Annotated in this window: 27 protein-coding genes and 1 tRNA gene; 15 read left to right on the top strand and 13 right to left on the bottom strand. The window is 69.7% G+C overall.

Annotated elements, in window-relative coordinates; translation table 11 throughout:
• Positions 1–191: 191 nt before the first annotated feature.
• Both NFR93_RS03885 and NFR93_RS03880 read right to left on the bottom strand, forming a co-directional pair.
• Complete coding sequence (locus tag NFR93_RS03885; RefSeq protein WP_251450154.1) at positions 192–656, bottom strand: type II toxin-antitoxin system VapC family toxin; 465 nt, start codon at positions 654–656, stop codon at positions 192–194.
• Complete coding sequence (locus NFR93_RS03880) at positions 646–1,557, bottom strand: hypothetical protein (RefSeq protein WP_251450153.1); 912 nt, start codon at positions 1,555–1,557, stop codon at positions 646–648. Before NFR93_RS03880 ends, NFR93_RS03885 begins: the two co-directional genes overlap by 11 nt.
• A gap of 69 nt (positions 1,558–1,626) precedes the next feature.
• Between NFR93_RS03880 and NFR93_RS03875 the strand changes: the two genes are divergently transcribed.
• From NFR93_RS03875 to NFR93_RS03860, 4 genes are all read left to right on the top strand, one after another.
• Positions 1,627–2,463, top strand: a complete 837-nt coding sequence (locus tag NFR93_RS03875) for a hypothetical protein (protein ID WP_251450152.1) — start codon at positions 1,627–1,629, stop codon at positions 2,461–2,463.
• A gap of 276 nt (positions 2,464–2,739) precedes the next feature.
• Positions 2,740–3,072 carry a pentapeptide repeat-containing protein gene (locus NFR93_RS03870; RefSeq protein WP_251450151.1) on the top strand — a complete coding sequence of 111 codons (333 nt, stop codon included), beginning with the start codon at positions 2,740–2,742 and terminating at the stop codon, positions 3,070–3,072.
• Positions 3,073–3,257: 185 nt separating this feature from the next.
• A complete protein-coding gene (locus NFR93_RS03865) occupies positions 3,258–3,776 on the top strand; it encodes a P-loop nucleotide/nucleoside kinase family protein (protein WP_251450149.1) in 519 nt (172 codons plus the stop codon).
• A gap of 349 nt (positions 3,777–4,125) precedes the next feature.
• Positions 4,126–4,302: a hypothetical protein gene (locus tag NFR93_RS03860; protein WP_251450148.1), complete on the top strand. Its 177-nt coding sequence runs from the start codon at positions 4,126–4,128 to the stop codon at positions 4,300–4,302.
• A gap of 75 nt (positions 4,303–4,377) precedes the next feature.
• On the opposite strand, the gene NFR93_RS03855 is transcribed toward NFR93_RS03860, so the two are convergent.
• The 5 genes from NFR93_RS03855 to NFR93_RS03835 all read right to left on the bottom strand — a co-directional run bounded on the left by NFR93_RS03855 (position 4,378) and on the right by NFR93_RS03835 (position 10,783).
• Positions 4,378–5,856 carry an HNH endonuclease signature motif containing protein gene (locus tag NFR93_RS03855; protein ID WP_251450147.1) on the bottom strand — a complete coding sequence of 493 codons (1,479 nt, stop codon included), beginning with the start codon at positions 5,854–5,856 and terminating at the stop codon, positions 4,378–4,380.
• Between the two features lie 82 nt (positions 5,857–5,938).
• The gene (locus NFR93_RS03850; RefSeq protein WP_251450146.1) at positions 5,939–7,240 is read right to left on the bottom strand and encodes a cytochrome P450; all 1,302 of its coding nucleotides are present in this window, start codon (positions 7,238–7,240) and stop codon (positions 5,939–5,941) included.
• Between the two features lie 88 nt (positions 7,241–7,328).
• The gene (locus NFR93_RS03845) at positions 7,329–8,513 is read right to left on the bottom strand and encodes an aminotransferase class I/II-fold pyridoxal phosphate-dependent enzyme (protein WP_251450145.1); all 1,185 of its coding nucleotides are present in this window, start codon (positions 8,511–8,513) and stop codon (positions 7,329–7,331) included.
• Positions 8,514–8,871: 358 nt separating this feature from the next.
• Positions 8,872–10,569: an ABC1 kinase family protein gene (locus NFR93_RS03840; protein ID WP_251450144.1), complete on the bottom strand. Its 1,698-nt coding sequence runs from the start codon at positions 10,567–10,569 to the stop codon at positions 8,872–8,874.
• A gap of 46 nt (positions 10,570–10,615) precedes the next feature.
• Complete coding sequence (locus tag NFR93_RS03835) at positions 10,616–10,783, bottom strand: hypothetical protein (RefSeq protein ID WP_251450143.1); 168 nt, start codon at positions 10,781–10,783, stop codon at positions 10,616–10,618.
• A gap of 209 nt (positions 10,784–10,992) precedes the next feature.
• On the opposite strand from NFR93_RS03835, the gene NFR93_RS03830 reads away from it, so the two are divergent.
• Positions 10,993–11,445 carry an SRPBCC family protein gene (locus NFR93_RS03830; protein WP_251450142.1) on the top strand — a complete coding sequence of 151 codons (453 nt, stop codon included), beginning with the start codon at positions 10,993–10,995 and terminating at the stop codon, positions 11,443–11,445.
• On the opposite strand, the gene NFR93_RS03825 is transcribed toward NFR93_RS03830, so the two are convergent.
• The 3 genes from NFR93_RS03825 to NFR93_RS03815 form a co-directional block, all read right to left on the bottom strand.
• Entirely contained in the window at positions 11,446–12,525 is a 1,080-nt protein-coding gene (locus tag NFR93_RS03825) for a YihY/virulence factor BrkB family protein (RefSeq protein WP_251450140.1), read from the bottom strand.
• Between the two features lie 139 nt (positions 12,526–12,664).
• The gene (locus NFR93_RS03820) at positions 12,665–13,246 is read right to left on the bottom strand and encodes a hypothetical protein (protein ID WP_251450138.1); all 582 of its coding nucleotides are present in this window, start codon (positions 13,244–13,246) and stop codon (positions 12,665–12,667) included.
• A gap of 19 nt (positions 13,247–13,265) precedes the next feature.
• Positions 13,266–14,096 carry an inositol monophosphatase family protein gene (locus tag NFR93_RS03815; RefSeq protein WP_251450137.1) on the bottom strand — a complete coding sequence of 277 codons (831 nt, stop codon included), beginning with the start codon at positions 14,094–14,096 and terminating at the stop codon, positions 13,266–13,268.
• A 94-nt stretch (positions 14,097–14,190) separates the two neighbouring features.
• On the opposite strand from NFR93_RS03815, the gene NFR93_RS03810 reads away from it, so the two are divergent.
• Positions 14,191–14,266, top strand: a tRNA-Lys gene (locus tag NFR93_RS03810).
• Here NFR93_RS03810 and NFR93_RS03805 read toward each other — a convergent pair.
• Complete coding sequence (locus tag NFR93_RS03805; protein WP_251450135.1) at positions 14,267–14,506, bottom strand: hypothetical protein; 240 nt, start codon at positions 14,504–14,506, stop codon at positions 14,267–14,269.
• Positions 14,507–14,611: 105 nt separating this feature from the next.
• Here NFR93_RS03805 and NFR93_RS03800 point away from each other — a divergent pair, with 105 nt between their 5' ends.
• On the top strand, positions 14,612–15,370 hold the full coding sequence (locus NFR93_RS03800; RefSeq protein ID WP_251450133.1) for a 3-hydroxybutyrate dehydrogenase: 759 nt from the start codon (positions 14,612–14,614) through the stop codon (positions 15,368–15,370).
• The gene (locus NFR93_RS03795) at positions 15,367–16,287 is read left to right on the top strand and encodes an alpha/beta fold hydrolase (RefSeq protein ID WP_251450131.1); all 921 of its coding nucleotides are present in this window, start codon (positions 15,367–15,369) and stop codon (positions 16,285–16,287) included. Before NFR93_RS03800 ends, NFR93_RS03795 begins: the two co-directional genes overlap by 4 nt.
• 16 nt (positions 16,288–16,303) lie before the next feature.
• Here NFR93_RS03795 and NFR93_RS03790 read toward each other — a convergent pair whose 3' ends face one another.
• Positions 16,304–17,092: an IclR family transcriptional regulator gene (locus tag NFR93_RS03790; protein WP_251450129.1), complete on the bottom strand. Its 789-nt coding sequence runs from the start codon at positions 17,090–17,092 to the stop codon at positions 16,304–16,306.
• A 148-nt stretch (positions 17,093–17,240) separates the two neighbouring features.
• Between NFR93_RS03790 and NFR93_RS03785 the strand changes: the two genes are divergently transcribed.
• The 4 genes from NFR93_RS03785 to NFR93_RS03770 are packed head-to-tail and all read left to right on the top strand — an operon-like array spanning position 17,241 to position 21,018.
• Positions 17,241–18,023, top strand: coding sequence for a CoA transferase subunit A (locus tag NFR93_RS03785; protein WP_251450128.1), 783 nt, complete (start codon positions 17,241–17,243; stop codon positions 18,021–18,023).
• Between the two features lies 1 nt (position 18,024).
• A complete protein-coding gene (locus NFR93_RS03780; RefSeq protein ID WP_251450127.1) occupies positions 18,025–18,678 on the top strand; it encodes a 3-oxoacid CoA-transferase subunit B in 654 nt (217 codons plus the stop codon).
• Entirely contained in the window at positions 18,675–19,859 is a 1,185-nt protein-coding gene (locus NFR93_RS03775) for an acetyl-CoA C-acetyltransferase (RefSeq protein ID WP_251450126.1), read from the top strand. The genes NFR93_RS03780 and NFR93_RS03775 overlap by 4 nt, the downstream gene beginning before the upstream one ends.
• A gap of 46 nt (positions 19,860–19,905) precedes the next feature.
• Entirely contained in the window at positions 19,906–21,018 is a 1,113-nt protein-coding gene (locus NFR93_RS03770; protein WP_251450125.1) for a PQQ-dependent sugar dehydrogenase, read from the top strand.
• 20 nt (positions 21,019–21,038) lie between these two features.
• On the opposite strand, the gene NFR93_RS03765 is transcribed toward NFR93_RS03770, so the two are convergent.
• Positions 21,039–21,296: a hypothetical protein gene (locus NFR93_RS03765; RefSeq protein WP_251450124.1), complete on the bottom strand. Its 258-nt coding sequence runs from the start codon at positions 21,294–21,296 to the stop codon at positions 21,039–21,041.
• Positions 21,297–21,388: 92 nt separating this feature from the next.
• On the opposite strand from NFR93_RS03765, the gene otsA reads away from it, so the two are divergent.
• The 3 genes from otsA to ilvD are packed head-to-tail and all read left to right on the top strand — an operon-like array spanning position 21,389 to position 25,314.
• Positions 21,389–22,819, top strand: a complete 1,431-nt coding sequence (gene otsA / locus NFR93_RS03760; RefSeq protein WP_251450123.1) for an alpha,alpha-trehalose-phosphate synthase (UDP-forming) — start codon at positions 21,389–21,391, stop codon at positions 22,817–22,819.
• Entirely contained in the window at positions 22,816–23,598 is a 783-nt protein-coding gene (gene otsB, locus NFR93_RS03755) for a trehalose-phosphatase (RefSeq protein ID WP_251450121.1), read from the top strand. Before otsA ends, otsB begins: the two co-directional genes overlap by 4 nt.
• A 9-nt stretch (positions 23,599–23,607) precedes the next feature.
• A complete protein-coding gene (gene ilvD, locus NFR93_RS03750) occupies positions 23,608–25,314 on the top strand; it encodes a dihydroxy-acid dehydratase (RefSeq protein ID WP_251450120.1) in 1,707 nt (568 codons plus the stop codon).
• The last annotated feature ends 19 nt before the right edge of the window (positions 25,315–25,333 follow it).

Raw genomic sequence — 25,333 nt, 5'->3', positions numbered from 1 at the left:
GGGCCGCCTATTGACGATCTTCCCTCAGCAGGTCGCGACGACCACAGGCGGTTCGGAGGGGGTGTGCGCGTGCGAGTGCCATTCGCCCACGGGCGGCACAGGAACGCGGCGCCCTTGCGCGAACCCGGGGCCGCTCTCGTTGGCCGCCCGCTGAGGAAACGAGTGCATGGCGCTGAAGAACGCGAGGCGCACTACGCCGCAGTGTCTTCGAGGGTGGGCTGCCAGACGATCTCGGGCCTCAAGACTCGCGTGCCGTCCACGGTGGTGCCGTACGGGAACGCCTTGTCGTAGGACATGAAGTAGTCGGCGGATCGTCGGATCGCGGTCGCGAGATGGACGGCGTCAGCGCCTCGAAGCTTGTGTTCCCACGAGAGGCGGACTGCCTCGCGGGAGGCGACGACGTCGAGCTCGACCCATTGCGCACCCGTTGTGTCGAGGAACCGCTCGACCAGCTTCTCGGCCGGCTCCCTGCCGGGACGGTCGCCCTTGTACGCGGCGATCTCGACGAGCAGGAGGCGGGAGGCGACGAGCTGCACGTCTCCACGCTCGGCCGCGGCGAGCAGCTTTCCGCAGATCTCGGCGTGCTCCTGGTCGAGAAGCACATGCAGGAAGACGTCCGCGTCGGCGTACACGCGGGGCTTGATGTCAGCGACCACGCTGCTCCTCGATGAACTCGGCGATGGTCTGATCGGTGGGCTGCAGAGCGCCTCGCAGATCAGCCAGGGTTGCGGGTTTGACAGGTTCCAACACTGTGAGGGAGTCCGCGTCGATGCGGATCACCTGGCCGTTGCCGTTCCTGCGTACGACTCCCTCCACCAGCACCTGCCGGTCGAACGCGCGGAGGTACAGGTCGCGGTCGAGCGCAGTGACGACACACGTGATTGGGGAGCCCCAGTCGGGCACCAGTCCGATCCGGGTCGACCGGCCGCGCGCGCTGATGAGGTCCAACCGGCCAGCGATCGAGCCGTAGGCGAAGGACTTCGGCGCGATCGCGCGCTCCGCGTTTTCCTCCACGACGGCATCGATCGCGGTGGGCGGCGCGGAGTCCGCGTCGACAGAGATGTCCACGCCTCGCAGACCCCCAGCGTGGGCCTTCGTAAGTGCGCCGACCTTCACGACGCGCGAGACGACGCTCTCGGTGAAGTCAGGCGGGATCTCGGTCGACGAACGGAGCTGACGTACGCCGCTGACGAGCGCGCGACTCGGCCGCATCAGCTCATCGGTCGACCGCGTGCCCGACGTCACATCCGGGCGAATGCGTACGCGCGGCCCAACGTCCGCCCAACGGGTGTCGAAGACGTACCAGGCGACCCGATCCTTCGGATTCGGCGCCGACAGTCGGTCCAGCTCCTCGAGCGATCGAGTCAGCTCGCTGAGCGCCGTGGTGTACGCACGAGGGGTGACGCCGCGCGGATCCACCGCGAGCTGAATGTCCAGCGCCCCTGCCATGCCTCCATGGTAGGGCTCGCCGACCCTGTGCCGCCCATCAGGCGACGCACGGGCTCGTTCCGATGTTCGCACGCCGCCAACGCCACGATCCACCCAGATCGGCAGCACACCGCACTCGCACGCTCGCGAGGGTAGGTCTTCAGCGTCGCTGGGTGGACCGCCCGCTACGGTTGGTCCGTGCCGCCCCTCATCTCCGACGACGCGTTCAAGAACAACTCCCGAAAGGAAGCCGCAGCGGACTATTTTCTCGACGTGGACGCACGACTTGAGCCGTTGATCTCGCGACTCAACGAGTTCAAGGTGCTGCCGGGGAGTGCGCTCGCGGGCGATGACAAGGAATCGCTGACCGATGCCGTCAGCCACCAGGCCAGGGGGCTCCTGTCCGTCGCTGCCGACAACGCACACGCGCTGCGAACTGTGGTTGTGAAGGCGGAAGTTCTGCCTGCGTTCGCGGGTTACTCCCTGACGCGTAACGCCATCGAGTGCGCAGGGGTTGCGCTCTGGTTGATGGGCCCCCCTACTCGTGACATTCGAGTGCTTCGTGCCCTTCAGCTCTCGCGGGAGTCGTTGAAGGACCACCGCAGGCTGGAGGCGACGCGATCTGGACAGAAGCACCGAGGCCTGGCCCTCACTGATCCGCTCCTGCTGAAGCTAGAAGCTGAGCGCGACAAGCGGGCGGCGAACGTTGGGGTGAGTCTGGTAGCGCCGTCGATCACTGAGCGCTTGGAGGAGGCGGAGGCGTACGTGAAACGTCGCGCCGACCGCCAGGAGGCACTCGTCGTCTACTGGCAGCGCGGGAGCGGGTTGGCACACGGCCGCCGCCACGCGTTATGGCAGGTGAGTGATGCGCGACTGCGCGGGTCGGATCACGCCGGATTCCAGGCCGTGATGTCCGCCGACATTGTGGAGATGACTGCTCACTTCGAGGGCGCCGTCAACTATCTCGAGGACGGGATCGAACTGCTCGAACGCCGGGGTACAACCGATAGGGTCCACGCTCAGGACCTCCGCTGAGCGGCTGTGCCGCCCGCCGGCAGGTCCTGAGCGCACGCATCACGGTCCTTGACCGCTCTTGGCACGGGAGCCGTACCTGGCGACCGCGTCTGAGCGCGTGCGGATGGGGCCCGTTGAGAGGTCCGTTCGGCCGTGTGGAAGGTCGCGTGGATCTCCGGGGCCTGCAGGTGAGCAGGTGGAGCTGTTGGCTGCGACGCACGATTCGATGCTGGAGCGGGTCACCGCGCGCGACGGCGAGTGGGCGGGCACACGCGATAGCGGTGGCATCGCATCGAGATGGGCGACGTGGAGCTGATAGACGTCGACCTGAGTCGCGCGAAGTTCGGCGCCACCGACCTCGGCCGGTGCGATCTCACCCGGGTGCGCTTCGCCGGGCGCGTCGCCAACCTCACCATCGGTGCGCGCCGCGTCGAAGAGGGGGCTGGTTCCTGGGCACTCAGTGACGTCGATTTCTCCGGCGCTGACCCTATCGGCTTGCATCTGGTGGGCGTTGACTACGGAACACCCGCCGTCGATGTTCGCCTTCCATATGATGACCGGCACTGGATCATCCGCGTCTGGCGGGATTTCCTCACGCGCGTGGCATCCAACGCGCCGGGCGACCTTTAACGAGATGCTGAGATTTGGGTGGACTTCGCACGGGGATGCCTTGGACCGTGGCAACGATGGGGCTTCACGACTGTCGCCGACGCCATCGTGTACGCCGGAGAGCCGTTCGCGGAATACCTCGATTCCTGCCCATAGACGGGAACCTCGCCCGCCAATGCGGTTCGCCACGTCGGACAATGGGCTTCATGCTTGTTGTGATCTCCGGACTGCCTGGCACGGGCAAGACTGCCGTCGCCGCCGAGGTTGCTCGCAACACCGAAGCGGTCCACCTTTCAATCGACACCGTCGAGGATGCGCTTCTCGGCGCCGGCTTCCCGCGTTCGTGGACGACTGGTGTCGCCGCGTACGAAGCGGTGCGCGCCGCGACCGAGCAGAATTTGGCTCTGGGGCGCATCGTCGTGGTCGATGCCGTGAACGACAGCGAGCCCGCGCGCGATACGTGGCGTCGCGCGTCCGGCAGCGCGGGGGTCCCGCTGATGTTCGTTCTCCTCGTCTTGGACGACGAGGTGGAACATCGCCGTCGGCTGGAAGGTCGACGTCGAAACCTTACGAACGTTCTTGAGCCGACCTGGGATGACGTGAGGACTCGTCGCGCGTCGTTCGAGCCGTGGGGTGACGTGCACCTGCGAATGGACGCCCGCGCGTCGATGCAGCAGGTTGCGAACGTCATTGTGTCTCGGCTCAGCGCGCCGCCGGCTATCTAGCCGAGAGTTCGACGGCGGCGAGCCCACGACCGAAAGTCGGTCGCTTTGCGCGCGCGGTTATGCGTCGGGGCCGTCGACCGCGACCGCCGCGCGCCGGTCGCACGCATGACCCGCACGCTCGAATACCCGATGCGCGTCCGCCAACTGCAACACCGCTGCCTTGTCAACCACTGGAGCGCGCGCGAGTCGACTTTGCGCCGCGGGCGCCAGATGCGGCTTCTGCCAGAGCAGCCAAGCGACTGGCCGACGAGTGAGCGCGGGGTGCTGAACCGGATCGGTGCCCTATCGGCAGAACTCGAGCGGCTGCACGAGCAGCAGGCGATGCTCTTTCGTCGATACTGTCGGAGGCATGTTTGCGAACGTCAACGGCTGGATCGTTCTTCTCTTGACCTACGGGGTCGGCCTCGTCATCGTGCTCCTCGCCCTTTACGTCGTCGTCCGGTCGGCTGTACTCCACGCACTCAAAGCGCACACGGCCTGGCTCGAAGCACGGCGCGCAGACATCGACGGCGGGCCTGCGGCCTAGCCGAGTGCCGCTCAGCCTCGACGTCCTAGCGATCAGCAGCGGAACGGAGGGCATGTCGAGGGTGCGCACACCGGGTCAGAACGGAGCCGGGTCGAATTCGGCGTCGGTGGCGAAGTGCACCCCGGCGGCGGAGTGGTCGGGGTAGCAGCGGCCGGTCGGACTCGTCCACTCCAGAACGCCACCGCTCAGTTGCTTCACGGACCACGTCGAGTGGTGTTTCAGCACGTGATGTCGTCGGCAGAGGTGTGCCAGGTTCGTGTGCTCGGTCGGCCCGCCGAGAGCGTGGTCGATCGTATGGTCGACATCACTCCGAGCGGTGGGCTGCCGGCATCCGGGAAAACGGCAGTGCTGATCTCGCACGGCGAGATGGCGACGCATCTTCTTCGTCGGCTTGTATCGATCGACCGCGAGCACCGCGCTGGAGATCGGATGGGTGAGGATGCGATCCCAACCCGGCGCCCCTGCGGCGAGCTCGCGCGCCGTGGCGGGGTCGATGGGGCCGTACCCGGTGAGGGTGATCGCATCGAACGGGTCGTCGACGGGGGAGTCCAGCAGGGAGAGGACCGGCACCGTCACCTGGACGGAGGCGGCGATGGCGCCCAGACCCGTCTTCGTCCGCCCGACGTGGCCCTGAGGGTCGCTCGCCAGCAACAGGTCGGCGAGGATGTCGGCGCGGATCTCATCGAGGGAGCGGCGGGTTGCGACGAGGTGGTCTGCGTGCGCGCGGGCTGTGCGGGCTCGCTCACGAGCCTCGTCAGCCTGCGCCCGGCACGCCGGCTCGGCATCCGTCGACATCGGCAGGTCAGCGTCGGCGCCAGCGCCATGCACCTCGATCAGCTTGGCCAACCGATCGGCGTCGCGCTCGGCCTCGCGCGCGGTCACCTTGGCATCGCGGATCGTCTGCGCCTCGGCATCCGCGACCTCTCTTCCCATTCGGGTCAGTCTGTCGAGGATGCCCTGGGCCAGCACGGAGGGCAGCGGTGCTCGCAGTTCGGACATCCCGTCATCCAGGTCGATGACGCGTACCGCGCGGTGCGCCGCGGCAGCGGCGTGGCGGACCTGGATGGTCTCGTTGAGGAACCACTGCGCGCGGCGGCGAGCGATCGGCCGAAGCCTCGACGCCGACTCGGCCTCGGCATAGGCGAGCACGCTGTTCTGGTACTCCGCCCGAAGCTCCGGCTCGTCGATGCGACTGCCGGCATCGACGATCACCCGCGCATGAGTGAGCGAGATCCGCCCCTTCTCGAGGGACTCGAGGGTCGCGGGAAAGTCCGCCACGAGCTGTTCCGCCTCGGCGAGTTGCCGTTGCACCGTGCGGTCGGAGACGCGCAGCGCGGACGCCACCTCGGCGGCGACCGTCCGGTGGGCGAGCTCGGCGTCCGAGACGGTCGTACCGGCGTCCGCCCATTCCGCAGCAACACGAGATGCACGTGCGAGAGTCCTCGCTTCTCGCGCCTGGAGACGCGCGATCTGCTCGCGTATCAGCACGACCTCGGCCACGACCCCGTCGAGCTGCGCGACTGCTGCGTCGGCGGGATCGGCGGTGCTGGTCATACTCCCATTGTGCCGAGGGGGTCCGACATCGAACCCGGGCTACGCCCACAGTGCGGAGCGAGAATGCCGCCGGCGCGGAGACTCAGTGGATCGGGCACCGGGTCCGCGACGCGGCCCGTACCTGCCCGCCCGAGGCCGGCATGGTGGGCAGGCGGCGACGGTTCACCTCGAGTCCGGAGCCGAGGATCGTCACTCGCGGGCCGCTGAGGGCCGCGATCGCGGTCGCAAGGCCCGCGATCGCGAGCTTCTCGCCCGGGCAGCGATGTCCCCGGGCCACCGTCGCACCGCCATGGGGCACGAATGCCGCCAGCGCCTCGTAGTCCTCGACACCTTCGAAGCGCTCGGGCCGGAACTCCTCCGGGCGGTCCCACGCGTGGTCGTCGGTGTTGGTCGCCTGGATGTCGAGCACCACCCGGCCACCCGCGCTCACCCGCTCGCCGTCCAGCGCGATGTCGACGAGGGCCGTGCCCGGGAGCATCGGGACGAAGGGGGCCGTCCTCCGGATCTCCTGGGCGAACGCCGTCGCAAGCGGCCCGTCAGTGAGCACCCCGCGCTCGGCGGACTCCGCCGCGATCCGTTCACGCCACTCCGGCCGATCGTGCAGCTCCTTGGCGGCGAACGCGACGAAGCGCGCGACCGCGATCATCGGTCGGATGCTGTTCTGCAGCTCGATGCCGGCGAGACGCGCGGGCAGCAGCTGACCCTCGCGATCCCGGTGATGCGACCAGGTGTGCAGCGCCGTCCCGGCTTCAGCGGGCAGCATCCCGGACCTCGCGGCCTCGATCAGCTTCTGCGCGTGGTTATCCGACCAGCGCCGGTTCAGCTGGGCCATCACGTAGGCGGGGGAGTAGGGCGCGCCGAAGCCGTCGACGATCTGCGCGAGTCGTGCCGCCCAGCGCGTCTGCGCGTCCGGCGTACCCGGAAGGCCGGCCCACTGCATGCTCGCACGTCCGAACGCACCGACCGCGGCGTCGTAGGCGGTTCGCTCGCCGCCATCGGCCCACGCGTCGAGTTCGACCTGCCACTCCCGCTCGAAGAGGGGCGTCAGTCGTGCCACCTGTGCGTCCTCGTACGCCACGTCGATGAAGGCGCTCTTGCGATGGCGATGCTCGTCACCGTCGAGGCTGTGCACCGAGCCGTGCCCGAAGAGCGTCTCCTGCACGAGCGCCGGCATCGCACCATGGCGGGCTATCCGCTCGCTGTCGTAGAAGACCTCGACGCCGTCCACGCCGCGAACCAGCAGGGCCTCTTTGCCGAGGAGCCGCATGGGCACGGCTCGGGCCCCCGCCTGGGTGCGGCGCCAGATGTGCGCGCCGAAGTCGTACCCCCGAGTGAGAACACTGAGGGAGTCGTCGTTCAGAACAGTGCGGAGTGGATTGCGCATCCATCCACTGTCACAGCGCTCGCCGGCGGGCGACAGGGGGAGGCGCCGACGGGATCCCTGTGCTAGAGCTCTCGTGCCGGGAAACGCGTCAGCGCGCTGCCGCGTGCTCTGCAGCGACGTCGATCAGGACCGGGATCGCGCGATCGAGCATGGGCATGGTCGCGGTGAGCGAGATCCGGAAGCACTCCGGGGTGTCGAACAGCGTTCCGGGCATGATGTGGACCCCGCGGGCCGCGACCGCATCGCAGAAGGCCCGCGCGTCGTCGCCGGGAGCCCGGCCCCACAGATAGAACGTGCCCTCGGGCCGGGTGATGGTGAAGCCGGCATCGGCCAGAGCTCCGTACGCCCGGTCGCGCTTGCGGGTGAGCTCCTCCATGTCGAGCGAGAGCGATTCGAGGTCGGGGACGGCGTATTGCATGATCGCGTCGGGGAAGCCCCAGCCGATGGCAAGCCCCAGCGGCACCAGCGCAGCCCTGAGGGGTGCCTTGTCGTCGGCGGGGAGGAGAGGTGAGAGAGCGAGATACCCCAGCCGCTGGCCCGGCGCGAGCAGGACCTTGCCGTAGCTGTAGTCGATGAGCGTCCAGGGATACGATCCTGCCGGGCTGGTGAAGCCGATGCCGTCGAAGCGGATGCGGCGGTACGGCTCATCCGACAGCAGCCAGATGCGTCGACCATGCGCGGCGGAGGCCGACTCGAGCACGTCGGCCAGGGCGTCCCATGCGGATCTCGGATACACGCGCCCGGTCGGATTCGCGGGCGAGTTGACGACGACGACGCGGGTCCGGTCGGTGATGGCCCGGGCGATGGCGTCGACGTCCAGATCGAACGAGTCCGGAGTCAACGCGGCCCGCACGGGGGTGAGGTCGCGCACCTGCAGCATCGGCTCGTAGCAGAACCAGCCGGGCACCGGCACGACCACCTCATCGCCGGGGTCGGTGAGCAGGGCCAGGGCGAGCGAGATCGCCCCGAACGCCCCCTGGGTCATGGCGATGTCGTCGGGCTCGAACGGCAGACCGAGCTCGCTCTGCAGGCCCTGGGCGATCGTCTCCTGCGCGCCGCGCCGGCTGCCCGTGTACGCGAACCAGTCGACCGAACGGGGAGTGAGCTGTGCGCTCATCGCCGCGGCGAGGCCGGGCAGCGGCATCTCGTGCGGATTCCCGAACGTGAGATCGACGGCATCCGGAACATCGGTGAGCGCCTGCATCCGGGCGAAGAACGACGTCACCGACTCGATCGCCGCCTCGGCTCGGGACGCGCGCGCAGAAAGTGTCATCGCCGACCTCGTCTCCCCAGCACCGAAGGTGTGGCGCCAGCATCGCAAGGCGATCGGCCTGCGTCAATGGCCACCGCGGGCGCCGGGTCAGCCGAACAGCATCACCAGCAGTCCGCTCGCCGCGTTGACGAGGATGAAGGCCGCGATGAGCACGAGCGCGAAGATGAGGGGCACGCGGGCCCCGGCTTCGCCGTGCTCGGCCCCTTCCTGGACCGACTCGCGGGGCGCCGATCGCTCCGCCGGATCTGTCCTGTCTCCACTGTGCTCGCGTTGCGGGCGACGGCGATAAGACCTTCGTCCCGCAGCCGTTGTGCGAGCACGTGCGGCGGGACTGCCGAGCGCGAGCGCCCGAGCCCGCTCAGCGGCGGCGTCGGGCGCGCACGGCGTCCACCGCGGTCCAGCCGAGAAGTCCCGCGGCCCCGGCGCCGAGACCGGCGGCGGCGACCGGCATGGGCAGGAGCGCGCCGTCCATGGGCGGCAGTGCGAGAAGGACGAGGGATGCCGCGGCGAGCACGCCCCCGATGGCCGACGTCGTGGCTCGGCGCACCAAGCTCGTCAGCATCCGGCGGTCGCGCGGATCGGCCAGCAGCCGCACATTCACGCTGAGGTCGCCCGCCGCCAGGTCGCCGACGATCTGATCGACCAGGTTGGGCAATCGCCGCAGCCTCGGCACCATTCCGAGTGCGGTGTCGCCCAGCATCCGGCCGATGGACGCCGGCGCGAGCTGGGTCATGATCAGCCCGTTGGCCAGCGATCGCGATTCCGCGAGGATGTCGAACTGCCTCGCGCTCGTGCGCACGGTTCCCTCGAGGATGGCGAAGGCGCGGGCGGCGGCGAGCAGATCGGGCGGCAGCGGGGAGCCGTACGCAAGGAAGAGGTCGGAGGCACGGTCGACGGTCTGAAGCGTCACCTGCGAGCCGTCACCGAGCTCGTGCGTGACGAACCGCGCCAGGTCGCGGCGGAACGCCCGCTGCTGATCGGGGTCGTCGATCGGCATGATCCGCAATGCGGCGTCACCGAGCCGACGGGTATCGCCGGTGAGGAATCCGATCGCGAGTTCCTGCACGGTGTCGCGCAGCTCGCTGTCGATCCGACCGACCGACCCGAAATCGATCAGCGCCGGCCGTCCGTCGCCGGTCAGGATGATGTTGCCGGGGTGCAGATCAGCGTGGAACGCGCCGTCGATCACCATCTGACGGAGGAAGGACGACAGCACCGTCCGAAGCGCGTCGTCGACGGGAGCGTCGAGGTCGTCGCCCAGGTCGGCGAGCGTCGGACCTTCGACGTACTCCATCACGAGCACACGCGCGGTGCTGAGTTCGGGAACGAGGTCGGGGATCAGCACTTCGTCGGCGGCTCGTCGTGCTGAAGCCGAGAGCGCGGCGAGGTTGGCGGCCTCGCTGGCGAAGTCGGCCTGCCGCCGCAGATCGTCGGCGTACTGACGTGCGACGCCTTCGATCCCCACCTGCCGGGCCTGTGCCGAGCCGAGCGTGAGCCACCTGGCGATGCGCAGCATGATGTCGATGTCGCACGCCAGCAGCGGAACGATCCCCGGTCGCTGGACCTTGACCGCCACCTCGCGGCCGTCCGCGAGTCGCCCGCGGTGCACTTGGGCGATGGATGCCGCTGCGGCCGGTTCGTCGTCGAAGGCGCTCAGCAGTTCGCGGCGCGGACCCCACTCGGCAGCCAAGAGGGCGGCGACCTCGTCCGGGTCCGCCGGTGCGACGCTCTTCTGCAGATGTGAGAGCTCGGCGACCCACTCGGGCGGCAGGAGGTCGTCTCTCGTGGAGAGGAGCTGACCCGCCTTGATGAATCCGCCGCCTGCGGTCTCGAGTGCCGAGCGCAGGCCCTTCGCCTGTCGGCGGCGCATCGCGCTCGTCGCCGGGTCGCGGCTGAAGTCCAGTCGGCCGAACGGCAACAGGCCGTGCCGGCGCGCGATGCCGAAGATCTCACGGAATCGAGCACGACGCTGCCGGCTGTTCAGCGGACGATCCCCGGCCCCCGCCGCCGCGAACTCTGCGAAGCGCGGCGGGCGGGTCAGTCGCGGAAGGCTCACCCTCTGATTCTGACGGCGTATTCACCGTCGAGGGCGATGCGGGCGGTTACGCCCGGTCGGACTTCTCGTCGGGGATCTCGTCGCTCCTGGGTCCGACGACATCGCCGGTGATGGTGTGCTCCCGCTCGACGTCCTTGATGACGTCGGTCTTCAGGTCGCTCGCGGGGTTGCCTTCTTCGTCAGGGTTGAGCGACGGGACGGGTGAGCTGTTCATGAGTGCTCCTCTGAGATCGGGGACGGGGTACGAGGCTACGGTGCCCGCGGCCGTGGTCGAACCGGGTTGCGTGCGCCGGCGTCGCGGTGTACCGCCGGTGCCTCGCCTGTCCCGGAACATACGAGCGCCGTCCACGCAAGGTCCTCGGCGAGGGCCGGCGGGTTGGCCTATCGTCGCGCCATCGATCCGGTGACGACAGGAGGACGCGGATGTCACGCAACGCGCGCGTGCTGCGCTGCACCCCCGAGAGGGTGTTCGAGGTCTTGGCCGACGGCTGGCTGTACCCGAGCTGGGTCGTCGGGGCATCCCGGATGCGCCGGGTGGACGCCGCCTGGCCCGCGGAGCGGTCCGAACTGCACCACTCGTTCGGCGTGTGGCCGATGCTCATCGACGACAGGACCATCGCCGAGGAGCTCGACCCACCCCGGCGGATGGTGATGCGTGCGCGGGGATGGCCGATGGGCGAGGCCCGGGTGACGCTCGCCGTCACCGCTCGGGGAGGTGATTGCGTCGTCCGCCTGGAGGAGGTCCCCGTGCGCGGCCCGGGGCGGTGGGTGCCTCGTCCGCTGATGGATCTCATGCTGCATTGGCGCAACGAAGAGACCCTCCGTCGTCTGGCCTATCTCGCCGAGGGAGGTGCCGCTCGTCCCCGGGGCGGCTGATCACTTGTTGTCGGGCGCCGAGGGGGTTTCGTGCTGCTGGCGGATGCGCCTTCCCTCGATGATGTCGGCGCGCTCCTTCTCCGCGGCCTTGTCGCTGCGACGCGTGTCACGGGGAGGGAGCTGGATGTCCCGCTCCGCGGCGATGCCCGCCTGAAGCTGTCGGCCGCGCTCGAGCTCGGCGTCGAACTCCGCGCCGAAGAGGAGGGCGATGTTCGCGATCCACAGCCAGAGCAGGAAGACGATGACGCCGGCGAGCGACCCGTAGGTGCGGTCGTAGTTCGAGAAGTTGATGATGTAGACGGCGAAGAGTGCGGTGGCGATGGCCAGCACGAGGATCGCCAGCAGCGCGCCCAGCGTGATCCAGCGGAACTTCGGCTGGCGGGCGTTCGGCGTCGCGTAGTAGAGGATCGCGAGTGCGACGACGACGATCACCGCCAGCACCGGCCACTTGACGATGCTCCACACCGCAGTCACCGCCGAGCCGAGGCCGAGCGCTGCGCCGACCGCGTCTGCGACCGGTCCGGTCACCACGAGGATCACCATCGCCAGGGTGACCAGGACCACGGTGATGACGGTGACGCCCAGCTGCAGCGGCTTGAGCTTCCAGAACGGCCGGCCTTCGTCGATCTCGTAGATCCTGTTCATCGCGCGACTGAAGGCGCCGACATAGCCCGACGCAGACCAGATCGCGAGCACGATTCCGGTGATGAGTGCAAAACCGGCGGCGGGGGAGCCCGCGACCTGCTCGATGGGCCCGCGGAGAGCCTCTGCCGTGTCTCCCGGCGCCACCGACTGCACGATGCCCAGGAGCGTGTCCGCCGCGTCGTCGCCCTGTCCGAGAACACCGAGGAGCGAGAACACGGCGATGAGGCCGGGGAAGAACGACAGCACGCCGTAGTAGGTCAGGGCCGCGGCGATGTCGGTGCACTGATCATCCGAGAACTCACGCACGGTCTTGCGGACCACGTACTTCCAGGAGCGACCTTCGATCTGGCCGGGGGAGTCCGGCTTGTCGGGGTGCTCCGCGGCGGGGGCATGGTCGGCATCGCCCTTCGGGCGGTTGCGCGTGTCTCGGCTCATCGTGACCTCCGGTGGCGGGTGCGCGGTGCACCCGCGTCAGCGAGATCTCAGTGAACCCGGCCTATGCCGACCACGCGTGGGGGTTGCGCGGAGCGCGCACGATGTGGCAAGGCGTGCGAGGGCAGGTTCAGGTGCAGGGTCAGGTGCGAGGCCACTCGATGAGGACGAGACCCTGCTTCGTGTCGGCGTGGGTGACCGTGCCGTCCGTGAACAGGTAGGTCAGTCCGTAGCCCTCGTCATCGGTGGCGATCGTGGTGTCGGGGTTCTCGGTGACGTAGACGCCGTCCTCGGCCTCTTCGCGGATCCAGCCCTGTGCCTCGAGCTGCTCTTGGGCCGCCGCCGCGTCCTCGTCGGAGATCTCGGACCATCCGAAGATCTGCAGGTGGTCTCCGGCGGGTCCGTCGAAGTCGGCCCACACGCACATGAGACCTTCGGTGAGCTGGACCTCGCCCACCCAGAACGGCTGGGCCTGGGCGGTCCACCCGATCTCCTCGAACTCCGCGACCATGTCGGCGGGGATGAGCGTCTCGCACGTGGGATCGGCGCCCGGCTCGACGTCGGGATCGCCCGAGGGCGTGGCAGCGGGGGTGTCCACGGGCACCGGCGTCGCCGTCTCTTCGCCGGCGGTGGCCGGGTCCTGCGGCGAAGCGCAGGCGGCGAAGAGCAGAGCCGCGGCGGTGAGCGCGAGGGCGGCACCGAGACGGCGGTGGGGATGAGTCATCGAGAGGCTCCGAGCGGGGTCAGTCGGTGGCATGGAGGAGGTCGTGGAATCGGTCGTGCAGCAGCCCGTTGGTGGCGAGGGAGGAGCGAGCCGACAGGGTGTCGTCGCCGTCGAACGACGTGAACCGGCCGCCGGCCTCGCGCACGATGGGGACGTGCGCGGCGATGTCGTACTCCTTCACGTCGAACTCGGCGACGAGCTCGAGCCGTCCCTCCGCGAGCAGCATGTAGGGCCACGCGTCGCCGTACCCGCGGTCGCGCCACACCGCGCGCGAAAGACGCAGCAGCGCGTCGGTGCGGCCGGCCTCATCCCATTGCGCGATGCTCTGGAAGCTGACGCTCGCCCGAGCGACGTCGTCCACGGCCGACACGGCGAGTCGTCGCGCAGCGGCATCCGACGTGTTCGTCCATGCGCCGAGCCCGGTGGCTGCCCACCAGCGTCGTCCGATGGCCGGCTGGCTGACGACCCCCACCCGGGGGATGCCGTCGATCGAGAGGGCGATGAGCGTCGCCCACATCGGGATGCCCTTGAGGTAGTTCGACGTTCCGTCGATCGGGTCGATGATCCATTGCCGTGCGGTATCGCCCGAGGCGCCGAACTCCTCGCCGAAGACCCCGTCGTCCGGTCGCTCGTCGGTGATCAGCGACCGGATCGCGCGCTCCGTGGCGAGATCGGCCTCGGTCACGAAGGTGTCGTCCGCCTTCGTCTGCACGTCGAGGTCGGCTGCGTCGAAGCGAGCCATGGATGCCGCGTCGGCGGCGTCGGCGAGCCGGAGAGCCAGGGCGAGATCTGCCTGGAGATCCCCGTCGAACGGCGCGTCGAAAGCCGTGGCGGGGGAGGGAGGGGTCACGGCATCAAGGATAACCGGCGCGGCATGGCCTCGATTTCCGGTGTCGCAATCGTGATGGTAATGTTGACCCTCGGTTCGCCCCGTTGCGAATCTCGCACCTCTAGCTCAATCGGCAGAGCAACTGACTCTTAATCAGTGGGTTCTGGGTTCAAGTCCCAGGGGGTGCACCATCACTCGAATTCGACCTCGCCGGCCGCGATGGCGTCGGCGTAGGTCCGCAGATCCGGCCCCGGCTCCCAGTCGATGAACTGGTCCTTGAGACGTGCGTTGAGTTCCTTGTAGGCGTCGTCCGAGCTGATGTCCGGCGACGTGCGGGCGATATCGACCACGGCTTCGCGCAGCACGCGGTCGGCGTCATCGAGGATCTTGGCGCGAGCCTGCTCGTTCCAGGCGATGTCTGTGCTCTTCATACCGGGGACGCTAACCGACGCCGCGCGGTAGCGCGGGGGGTTGCCGTCTGGGCGGTCATGTGGTGGGCGCTTGACGGGACGGCCGCCGGTTCATAGATTGCGGCGATGACAGACGTTCCTCCCGACCTCGCCGGACGCCGCGCGCTCGTCAGCGGCGGCGCCGGCGGGATCGGCCTCGCGTGTGCCCGGGAGCTCGCCCGACGCGGTGCGCACGTCATCATCGCCGACATGCAGGAGGATGCCGCGCGCTCCGCCGCCGACGAGGTGGGGGGCGAGGCATGGGTGACGGACCTGTCCGACACCCGAGCGCTGGATGACCTCGTGCTCGACATCGACATCCTCGTCAACAACGCCGGGATCCAGCGGGTCAGTCCGATCGAGGAGTTCGACCCCGACACGTTCCGGCTGCTGCTGCGGCTCATGCTCGAGTCCCCGTTTCTGCTCGTGCGCGCGGCACTGCCGAAGATGTACGAGCGCGGGTGGGGGAGGATCATCAACATCTCGAGCGCGCACGGACTGCGCGCCTCGCCGTTCAAGTCGGCGTACGTGTCGGCCAAGCACGGGCTCGAGGGGCTGTCGAAGGTGACGGCGCTCGAGGGGGGTGCGCACGGCGTGACGAGTAACTGCATCAACCCGGCGTACGTGCGCACGCCGCTCGTCGAGAAGCAGATCGCCGATCAGGCGCGCATCCACGGGATCCCCGAGGGGGAGGTGGTCGAGAAGATCATGCTCGCGGAGACGGCCGTGAAGCGCCTCGTCGAACCCGAGGAGGTCGCCTCTCTCGCCGGGTGGCTCGTCTCGGAGGCTGCGGGCATGGTCACGGGCGCCTCGTACACGATGGACGGCGGGTGGACGGCGCGATGACGACCGTCACCGCCGCCCACCGCTACCGCACGATCGACGTGGCCGTCCCGGGAGGAACGATGTGCGCCGGGGTGTGGGAGCCCGTCGACCCCGCACCGGGCGCGCCGACCGTGCTGCTCGTGCACGGGGTGACGGCGTCGCACCTGGCGTGGCCGTTCGTCGTCGACCGCCTCCCCGGCGTCAGAGTCGTCGCGCCGGATCTTCGCGGACGCGGGCGCAGCAACGAACTGGCGGGCCTCGCGGGCATGGCCGCTCACGCCGACGACCTCGCCGCCGTCCTCGATACCGCGGGCATCTCGCGCACGCTCGTGATCGGTCACTCCATGGGCGCGTTCGTATCGGTCGTCGTGGCGGACCGGCATCCCGAGCGCGTCGCGCGGCTGGTGCTCGTCGACGGCGGCCTGCCGCTGGACGTGCCGGTCGGGCTCGACGCCGACGCCCTCGTCGCGGGCATCCTCGGGCCCACCGCCGAACGACTCTCGATGCGTTTCGCCGACGTGGCCCAGTACTTCGCCTTCTGGCGCGCGCACCCCGCGTTCACCGAGGCCTGGTCGGATGAGCTGGAGCGCTACCTCGCGTACGACCTCGTCGACGCCGGCGACGGCGCCCTGCGTCCGGCGACGAGCTACCGCACGACCGCCGAAGACACCCTCGACATGAACACCGGAGGGGCGCTTCCCCACGCGCTGGCGGGTATGCGGCATCCGACCCGCCTGATCACGGTGCCACGAGGGCTCCGCGACGAGCCACCCGGTCTGTACGCGCCGCAGCATCTCTCTCGCATGCTGGCCGTCTATCCGGGTGTCCGGCACGAGCGCGTGGATGGGTTCAACCACTACACGATCGTGATGTCGCCTGCCGGGGCCGACGTGGTGGCACGGGTCGTGCTCGAGGAGCTCGCCGCGCCGGTGGTCTGACCCGTCGGCGCGGTGCTCAACGCCCGCCGGCGATGCGCGTCGTGAGCTGGTGCGCGTGGGCCAGCAGGGTGCGGCCGAGCTCGGTCACCCGCTCGGGACCGAAGCGGAACTCCACCCCGGTGAGACTCAGCGCCCACTGCGGGTGCCCCTCGCGGGTGAAGACGGCGGCGGCCATGCCCCAGCTGCCCTCGACGATGAGTCCGGGATTGACGGCGTAGCCGCGCGCGTGGGTCTCGCGCAGTCGCGCACGGAGCCGCTGCTCGCCGTGCGCGCGACCCCACCTCTCCTCCAGCTCGGGGTGCCGAGCGAAGTAGCTGTCCACATCGTGAGGCGGGAGGAAGGCGAGGATCGCCAGGCCCGCCGACGCCACTCCGAGCGGGAACCGCACCCCCTCCGAGAGCACGAAGGATCGGATGGGGAAGCTTCCCTCTTCGCGCAGCAGGCACACCGTCTCGTCGCCGCGGCGCACCGAGAGGAACGCGCTCTCCTCGGTGCGGACGGCGAGCGAGCGGACGATGTCGCGCGCGACGTCGGTCACGTCGTAGCGGGATGCCGCGACGGTGCCCATCAGGTAGAGCTCCGGCCCCGGCATCCACCGCCCGGTCGCGTCGTCCTGGTCGACCAGCCCCTCGGCCCGCAGCGCGGCGAGGAGGCGATGGGTGGTGGGGCGGGTGAGCTCCGCACGTGTGGCCAGATCGGCGACGCCGACGCCCTCGCCGCCCGCGGCGGTCACCAGCCGCAGCAACCGGGCCGCGCGCGCGACCGACTGGGTTCCGGGTACCGGTGAGGCGGGTCGACTGTCCACGATGTGGACACTAGTCCGGCGTTTCGCCACATGGCAAGCGATCGCGTGCGGTCCGGGTCACCCGCGGTGAGAATGGCGTGAGCGCCGGGACACACCGGAGCGCGGCCCGCCGAGCGGGTCCTCGGCGGGCGCCAGCGAAGGAGCACACGTGATCGACAAGACCTGGGCCTCGGCGGCTGAAGCCGTCGCAGACATCCCCGACGGCGCGAGCCTGGCCGTGGGCGGCTTCGGCCTCTCGGGCAACCCCATCGCGCTCATCGAAGCTCTGCTGGCTCAGGGCACGAGCGGCCTGAGCGTCGTCAGCAACAACTGCGGTGTCGACGACTGGGGCCTGGGCGTGCTGCTGCGCGCCCAGCGCATCCGCAAGATGACGTCGTCGTACGTGGGCGAGAACAAGGAGTTCGAACGGCAGTTCCTCTCGGGCGAGCTCGAACTGGAACTCACACCGCAGGGCACGCTCGCCGAAGCTGCGGGCGGGCGGGTCGGGATCGCCGCATTCTTCACGCAGACCGGCGTGGGCACCCAGGTCGCCGAGGGCGGCCTGCCGCGCAGGTACGCCCCGGACGGCTCGATCGCGGTCGCCTCGCCGCCGAAGGACGTGCGCACCTTCGACCTCGGCGAGGGGGAGCGCGAGTACGTGCTCGAAGAGGCCATCGTCACCGACTTCGCCCTGGTCCATGCCCTCCGCGGCGATCGGCACGGCAACCTGGTCTTCAACAAGGCCGCCCGCAACTTCAACCCCCTCGCGGCGATGGCCGGGCGGGTCTGCATCGCCCAGGTCGAGGAGCTGGTCGAACCCGGCGAACTCGACCCTGACAGCATCCACCTTCCGGGCATCTACGTGCACCGCATCGTCGAGGTGGGAACCGACATCGAGAAGCGCGTCGAACGGCGTACGGTCTCGACCCCGACCACCCCGGAAGGAGCCTGACATGGCCCTCACCCGCACGCAGATGGCGGCGCGCGCCGCCCGCGAGCTCGCCGACGGCGCCTACGTCAATCTCGGGATCGGTCTGCCGACCCTCGTGCCCAATCACGTCCCCGACGGGGTGACCGTGGTCCTGCAGTCGGAGAACGGCATCCTGGGGGTGGGCCCCTATCCCACCGAGGACGCCGTCGACCCCGACCTCATCAACGCCGGCAAAGAGACCGTCACGACCCTTCGCGGGGCATCGTTCTTCGACTCGGCGACCAGCTTCGGCATGATCCGCGGCGGCAAGATCGACGCGGCGATCCTCGGCGCCATGCAGGTCTCGGCAGGCGGCGACCTGGCCAACTGGATGATCCCCGGGAAGATGGTGAAGGGACCGGGCGGGGCGATGGACCTCGTCCACGGCGCCGCGAAGGTGATCGTCCTGATGGAGCACGTCGCCAAGGACGGCTCGCCCAAGATCGTGAACGCGTGCTCGCTGCCGCTCACCGGCCGCGGTGTCGTCGACCGCATCATCACCGATCTCGCGGTGATCGACGTCACCGCGTCGGGACTCGTGCTCGTCGAGGTCGCCGAGGGGGTCACGGTGGACGAGGTGATCGACGCGACCGAGCCGGAGCTGCGCGTCGCCGACGAGCTTAGGGTGGTGTCATGAACCACGACGATGTCGTCATCGTCGCCGCCGCGCGCACGCCGCAGGGGCGACTGAAGGGCCAGCTCGCCGCACTCACCGCCGTGCAGCTCGGAAGCGCCGCGATCGCCGGCGCGCTCGAGCGCGGGGGCATCCCGGCCGACGCCGTCGACGCCGTACTGGTGGGCCAGGTGCTCGCCGCCGGTGCAGGTCAGAACCCGGCGCGGCAGGCCGCCATCGGAGCGGGGATCGGCTGGAACGTCCACGCGTCCTCGGTGAACAAGGTGTGCCTCTCGGGGCTCACCGCGATCATCGACGGGGCACGGATGCTTCGCCTCGGCGACGCGACGGTGGTGGTGGCGGCGGGCATGGAGTCCATGACACGCGCCCCGCATCTGCTCATGGGCTCTCGTGACGGCTGGACCTACGGGTCGGTCGAGGTGCTCGACCACATGGCCTACGACGGACTCACGGACGCCTACGACGCCGAGAGCATGGGCGCATCGACCGAGCGCCACAACGGCCGCCTGCAGATCACCCGCGAGATGCAGGATGCCGTCGCCGCCCGTTCGCACCAGCGCGCCGCCGCGGCGCAGGAAGCAGGGCTCTTCGACGCCGAGATCGTCGCGGTGACGATTCCGCAGCGCAAGGGCGATCCGTCCATCGTCTCGAAGGACGAGGGCGTCCGCCCCGACACCACCGTCGAATCCCTGGCCGGTCTCCGGCCCGCGTTCGCGAAGGACGGCTCCATCACGGCCGGCAACTCGTCGCAGATCTCGGACGGCGCCTCGGCGGTGGTCCTCACCACGCGCTCCCACGCGGACGAGAAGGGCTGGCAGGTGCTGGCCGTGGTGGGCGCCGCCGGTCAGGTGGCGGGTCCTGACAACTCGCTCCACGCGCAACCCGCACGGGCGATCGAGAAGGCCTGCGCGCGGCAGGGGATCACTCCTGCCGCCCTGGACCTCGTCGAGATCAACGAGGCCTTCGGCGCCGTGGTGGCGCGATCCCAGATGGAGCTGGAGCTGTCGGACGACGTGGTCAATCCCCACGGCGGTGGCATCGCGATCGGGCATCCGATCGGCGCTTCGGGCAACCGGCTGGTGGTGCACGCGGTCCACGAGCTGGTGCGTCGCGGGGGCGGCACGGCGGCCGTGGCCCTGTGTGGCGGCGGGGGCCAGGGAGATGCGCTCATCCTGACGCGCTGACGGATCCCGAAGCATGCGGAACAGGAGGCGCCGACCGCGGCGGTCGATGATCGCAGCGGTCCTCCTGACGGCGTGCGCGGGTGCGGTCTCGACCGGCTGCACGCCGGGCGGCCCCGTCGACTCGACGCCTTCCGCGGTGGCGCCGCCGGCAGCCGAGGAGGGGAGCGCCTCCCCGACGCGCCCGCCGCCGCCGGCGACCCCGACGGATGTCGTAACCGGTCTTGCGGCCCCGTGGTCGATCGCCTTCGCCGGCGGATCCGCGCTCGTGTCGGAGCGGGACTCCGCGCGCATCCTCGAGATCACTGCCGACGGCGAGGTCCGCGAGCTGGGCGCCGTCGCCGGGGTCCGCCACGGGGGAGAGGGTGGGCTGCTGGGGATCGCGACGGCACCCGGCGACAGCGCGCTCTTCGTCTACTCGACTGCCGACGAGGGCAACCGCGTCCAGCGGTTCGCGCTCCTCGACGAGGCGGGCGAGCTCTCCCTCGGCGATCCGGACACCGTGATCGACGGCATCCCGCGATCATCCACCCACAACGGCGGCCGCATCGCCTTCGGCCCCGACGGCATGCTCTTCGTCACGACCGGTGACGCCGGCGACCCCACCGCAGCACAGGATCCCAGCTCGCTGGCCGGCAAGATCCTGCGGGTGACCGCCGACGGGGGTGTTCCGGAGGACAACCCGTTCGACGGTTCGCCGGTCTACAGCCTCGGCCATCGGAATGTGCAGGGGATCGCCTGGACGGACGAGGGCGAGATGTTCGCCAGCGAGTTCGGGCAGAACCGGCTCGACGAGCTGAACGTGATCGTCGCGGGCGGCAACTACGGATGGCCCGAGGTGGAGGGCTCCGGGGGAGGGGACCGCTTCGTCGACCCGGTGCAGGAGTGGCCGACCGACCGCGCCAGCCCGTCGGGGATCGCGATCATCGGCGACACCCTCTACCTCGCCAACCTGCGCGGCCGCGTCCTGCGCGCCGTCCCCACGGCACAGCCGGATGAGGCGACCGACTACTTCGAGGGCGAGTTCGGGCGGCTCCGGGCTGTCACCCGCGCGCCCGACGGCGCGCTGTGGATCCTCACCGGAAACACCGACGGCCGCGGCGACCCAGGGGACGGCGATGATCGCATCCTCGCCGTCGACCCCGCGGCCGTGCGCGGCTGAGGTCGCGTCGCCGGCGGGCCTCAGTGCTTGCGCTTGATGCGCTTCTTGGCCAGCTCGGCCTCGCGGCCGTGAGCGGCCGAGTCGCCGGGCATCGCCTCACCGCGGGCGGCGCGGCGGGCGTCGATGATCGCGCCGATCGCGAGGGCGAGGGTGATGCCCCAGCTCAGCCACGCCAGAGCCGTGCGCCAGGTGAACTCGCCGGTTTTCAGGCCCCGGACGAGTGTGGCCCCGCTCGTGATCGCGCTGAACAGACCGGTGCGGAAGAGGTAGGTGCGCATGCCGACAACGCTACCCGCACGCGGTTGTCAACCGCCGAGGCCTTGACAGCGCCGCTGTTAGCCTGACAAAGACCACGGAACCGGGAGGCCTCGTGACCCAGGCAGATTTCGTCGTCGTCGCCAATCGACTGCCCGTCGACCACGTGACGCACGCATCAGGAGAGGACGGCTGGCGACGATCGCCGGGCGGACTCGTGACCGCGCTCGAGCCGGTGATGCGCGACACCGAGGGCGCGTGGGTCGGCTGGGCGGGGCGCGCCGACCTCGACGTCGAGCCCTTCGAGTTCGAGGGCACGCACCTCGTCCCCATCCGGCTCAGCGCGGAGGAGGTCGAGAACTACTACGAGGGCTTCTCCAACGACACCATCTGGCCCCTGTACCACGACGTGATCGCCGCCCCCCGCTACCGCCGCGTGTGGTGGGAGAGCTATGTGCGGGTCAACCGGCGCTTCGCCGAAGCCGCAGCCGACGCCGCCGCCGACGGCGGAACGGTGTGGGTGCAGGACTACCAGCTGCAGCTGGTGCCGCAGATGCTGCGCGACCTGCGCCCCGACCTCACCATCGGGTACTTCCACCACATTCCCTTCCCTGCATACGGTCTGTACTCGCAGCTTCCGTGGCGTCGTCAGGTGCTCGACGGGCTGCTCGGTGCCGACGTCATCGGATTCCAGCGTGTCGCGGATGCCGGCAACTTCGCCCGCGCGGTGCGACGGGTCCACCACTACAACACCAAGGCCACCGGCATCACGGTGCCGCAGGCCGACGGCACGAGCCGGTCGGCCCTGGCGAAGGCCTTCCCCATCTCGATCGATGCCGAGAGCTATGTGGAGCTCGCGCGGCGCCCCGACATCCAGGCGCGCGCCGCCGAGATCCGCGAGAGCCTGGGCAACCCGAAGAAGATCCTGCTCGGGGTGGACCGCCTGGACTACACCAAGGGCATCCGTCACCGGATCAAGGCGTTCGGCGAACTGCTCGAGGACGGCCGCATCAACGTCGGCGACGTGACCCTCGTCCAGGTGGCCAGCCCCAGTCGTGAGCGCGTCGAGTCGTACGTGACGCTCCGGGACGAGATCGAGCTGTCGGTGGGCCGCATCAACGGCGAGTTCGACACGATGGACCACACCGCCATCCGCTACCTTCACCAGTCCTACCCACGTGAAGAGATGGTGGCGCTCTACCTCGCCGCGGACGTCATGCTCGTCACGGCCCTCCGCGACGGCATGAACCTCGTCGCCAAGGAGTACGTGGCGGCGCGCAGCGACAACCGCGGGGTGCTCGTGCTCAGCGAGTTCGCCGGCGCGGCCGACGAGCTCGCGAGTGCGGTGCGCATCAACCCCCACGACATCGGGGGCATGAAGGACGCCATCGTCCGGGCGATCGAGATGCCCACCGCCGAGCAGGGACGCCGCATGCGGGCGCTGCGCCGCAAGGTGCTCGAGAACGACGTGGCCAAGTGGTCGCAGTCCTTCCTCGACGCGCTCGAGGTCGCCCGGCGTTCCAAGCGTGCGCAGGTGTCGGCGTGAGCCCCGAGACGGCGGCCGCGCTCGGCGCGGTCGCGCGCGCGCCGCGTCTGCTCGTCGCCCTCGATTTCGACGGCACCCTGTCGCCCCTCGAGGACGAGCCGATGCAGGCGCGGATGCTGCCCGCCGCACGCGCCGCGGTCGAGGCGCTCACCAAGGCCCCCGGCACCGTGGTCGCGCTCGTGTCGGGCCGGAGCCTGCACGACCTGCGCGAGATCGCCGAGCACCACGACGACTCCGCCGTCTATCTCGCCGGATCCCACGGCGCCGAGGTGTGGGTGCCCGGCAGCGGTCCCGTCGAGGTGGCCGACGACGCCGAGCACCTGGCCCTGCGCGACCGCCTGCGCACACGCGCGGAGGAGGCGACGACCGGCATGGCGGGGGTGTGGATCGAGCCGAAGACGTTCGGCTTCGGCGTGCACACTCGCACCGCGGATGCCGCGACCGCGGCCGCCGCCAACGCGGCGGCCGATCGCATCGTCACCGCCGAGGCTCCCCACTGGCGCCGCCGCACCGGCCACAACATCGTGGAGTACGCCTTCCGGCACGAAGGCAAGGACACCGCCGTCGCCGAGCTGCGAGAGCTCACCGCGGCCGACGCCGTCCTCTTCGCCGGCGACGACGTGACGGACGAGGACGCGCTGCGCAGCCTCGGACCCGGAGATCTCGGAGTGCACGTCGGCGATCGCGAAACGGCTGCCGCGGTGCGCGTCGCCGACATCCCCGCCTTCGCCGATCTGTTGATGACGCTCGCGGATGAGCGGGGCCACCGACGGGAATAGACTTCGAGAATGCCCCAGCCGGATAACTCCATCGACATCAAACCGCGCAGTCGCGTCATCACCGACGGCATCGAGGCCACCACGTCGCGAGGCATGCTCCGCGGCGTAGGGATGGGCGACGACGACTGGGACAAGCCGCAGATCGGCATCGCGTCCAGCTGGAACGAGATCACGCCCTGCAACCTGAGCCTCGACCGACTGGCGCAGGGTGCGAAGGAAGGCGTCCACTCCGGCGGCGGGTATCCGCTGCAATTCGGCACGATCTCGGTCTCGGACGGGATCTCGATGGGGCACGAGGGGATGCACTTCTCCCTCGTGTCGCGGGAGGTCATCGCCGACTCGGTCGAGACGGTCGTCATGGCAGAACGGCTCGACGGCACGGTCCTCCTCGCGGGCTGCGACAAGTCCATCCCCGGGATGCTGATGGCATCGGCCCGCCTCGACCTGTCGAGCGTCTTCCTCTACGCCGGATCCATCGCCCCCGGCTGGGTGAAGCTCAGCGACGGCACGTCGAAGGAGATCACGATCGTCGACTCGTTCGAGGGCGTCGGCGCGTGCCTCGCCGGTCGCATGAGCGAGGAGGATCTCAAGCGCATCGAGTGCGCGTTCGCCCCGGGTGAGGGCGCCTGCGGCGGCATGTACACCGCGAACACCATGGCCTCGGTCGCCGAGGCGCTGGGCCTGAGTCTTCCCGGGTCGGCTGCGCCGCCGTCGGCGGACCGCCGACGCGACTACTTCGCCCACCGATCCGGCGAGGCGGTCATCAACCTGCTCCGCCAGGGCATCACCACGCGCGACATCCTCACGCCCGAGGCGTTCGAGAACGCCATCGCCCTGGCGATGGCGCTCGGCGGCTCCACCAACGTGGTGCTCCACCTGCTGGCGATCGCGCGCGAGGCCGAGATCGAGCTGAACCTGCACGACTTCAACCGCATCGGCGACAAGGTTCCCCACGTGGCGGACATGAAGCCGTTCGGCAAGTACGTGATGAACGACGTCGACAAGCACGGCGGCATCCCGGTGATCATGAAGGCCATGCTCGACGAAGGTCTGCTGCACGGCGACGCGCTCACCGTCACCGGCAAGACCCTCGCCGAGAATCTTCGCGACCTGAACCCCGACCCGGTCGACGGCGACGTCATCCACCGCTTCGACGACCCGATCCACGCCACCGGCGGCATCACGATCCTCCACGGGTCGATCGCCCCCGAGGGCGCCGTGGTGAAGACCGCCGGATTCGACGCCGCGGTGTTCGAAGGACCCGCGCGCGTGTTCGAGCGCGAGCGCGCCGCGATGGACGCGCTCGAGGCCGGTCGGATCCAGGCCGGCGACGTCGTCGTCATCCGGTACGAGGGCCCCAAGGGTGGTCCCGGGATGAGGGAGATGCTCGCCATCACCGCCGCCATCAAGGGCGCGGGCCTCGGAAAAGATGTACTACTGTTGACGGACGGTCGATTCTCAGGCGGCACAACCGGACTGTGCATCGGCCACATAGCACCCGAAGCGGTGGACGCAGGTCCCATCGCCTTCGTGCGCGATGGTGATCTGATACGGGTCGATATCGCGGCTCGCTCTCTCGACCTACTCGTCGACGAGGCAGAGCTGAGTTCCCGCCGCGACGGCTGGGAGCCCCTTCCCCCGCGCTATACCCGTGGCGTCCTTGCCAAGTACTCCCGTCTCGTGCGCTCTGCAGCCCAGGGCGCCGTCACGGGCTGAACCGGCTGCCGACACAGCC

The sequence above is a fragment of the Microbacterium sp. Marseille-Q6648 genome (genome assembly GCF_943181415.1).
In the GTDB taxonomy this organism is placed as follows: domain Bacteria; phylum Actinomycetota; class Actinomycetes; order Actinomycetales; family Microbacteriaceae; genus Microbacterium.
Note: the sequence above shows the minus strand (reverse complement) of the source record. Positions and strands in the feature narration are given on the sequence as shown.

Excerpts from the sequence above, each read along its gene's own strand:
- NFR93_RS03845 (WP_251450145.1), bottom strand. The coding sequence starts at position 8,513 with ATGACACTTTCTGCGCGCGCGTCCCGAGCCGAGGCGGCGATCGAGTCG.
- NFR93_RS03805 (WP_251450135.1), bottom strand. The coding sequence starts at position 14,506 with ATGAAGAGCACAGACATCGCCTGGAACGAGCAGGCTCGCGCCAAGATC.
- NFR93_RS03765 (WP_251450124.1), bottom strand. The coding sequence starts at position 21,296 with ATGCGCACCTACCTCTTCCGCACCGGTCTGTTCAGCGCGATCACGAGC.
- ilvD (WP_251450120.1), top strand. The coding sequence starts at position 23,608 with ATGCCCCAGCCGGATAACTCCATCGACATCAAACCGCGCAGTCGCGTC.
- NFR93_RS03780 (WP_251450127.1), top strand. The coding sequence starts at position 18,025 with ATGGCCCTCACCCGCACGCAGATGGCGGCGCGCGCCGCCCGCGAGCTC.
- NFR93_RS03820 (WP_251450138.1), bottom strand. The coding sequence starts at position 13,246 with ATGACTCATCCCCACCGCCGTCTCGGTGCCGCCCTCGCGCTCACCGCC.
- NFR93_RS03825 (WP_251450140.1), bottom strand. The coding sequence starts at position 12,525 with ATGAGCCGAGACACGCGCAACCGCCCGAAGGGCGATGCCGACCATGCC.
- NFR93_RS03800 (WP_251450133.1), top strand. The coding sequence starts at position 14,612 with ATGACAGACGTTCCTCCCGACCTCGCCGGACGCCGCGCGCTCGTCAGC.
- NFR93_RS03860 (WP_251450148.1), top strand. The coding sequence starts at position 4,126 with ATGTTTGCGAACGTCAACGGCTGGATCGTTCTTCTCTTGACCTACGGG.
- NFR93_RS03855 (WP_251450147.1), bottom strand. The coding sequence starts at position 5,856 with ATGACCAGCACCGCCGATCCCGCCGACGCAGCAGTCGCGCAGCTCGAC.
- NFR93_RS03830 (WP_251450142.1), top strand. The coding sequence starts at position 10,993 with ATGTCACGCAACGCGCGCGTGCTGCGCTGCACCCCCGAGAGGGTGTTC.
- NFR93_RS03795 (WP_251450131.1), top strand. The coding sequence starts at position 15,367 with ATGACGACCGTCACCGCCGCCCACCGCTACCGCACGATCGACGTGGCC.
- NFR93_RS03865 (WP_251450149.1), top strand. The coding sequence starts at position 3,258 with ATGCTTGTTGTGATCTCCGGACTGCCTGGCACGGGCAAGACTGCCGTC.
- NFR93_RS03770 (WP_251450125.1), top strand. The coding sequence starts at position 19,906 with ATGATCGCAGCGGTCCTCCTGACGGCGTGCGCGGGTGCGGTCTCGACC.
- NFR93_RS03775 (WP_251450126.1), top strand. The coding sequence starts at position 18,675 with ATGAACCACGACGATGTCGTCATCGTCGCCGCCGCGCGCACGCCGCAG.
- NFR93_RS03850 (WP_251450146.1), bottom strand. The coding sequence starts at position 7,240 with ATGCGCAATCCACTCCGCACTGTTCTGAACGACGACTCCCTCAGTGTT.
- NFR93_RS03870 (WP_251450151.1), top strand. The coding sequence starts at position 2,740 with ATGGGCGACGTGGAGCTGATAGACGTCGACCTGAGTCGCGCGAAGTTC.
- NFR93_RS03835 (WP_251450143.1), bottom strand. The coding sequence starts at position 10,783 with ATGAACAGCTCACCCGTCCCGTCGCTCAACCCTGACGAAGAAGGCAAC.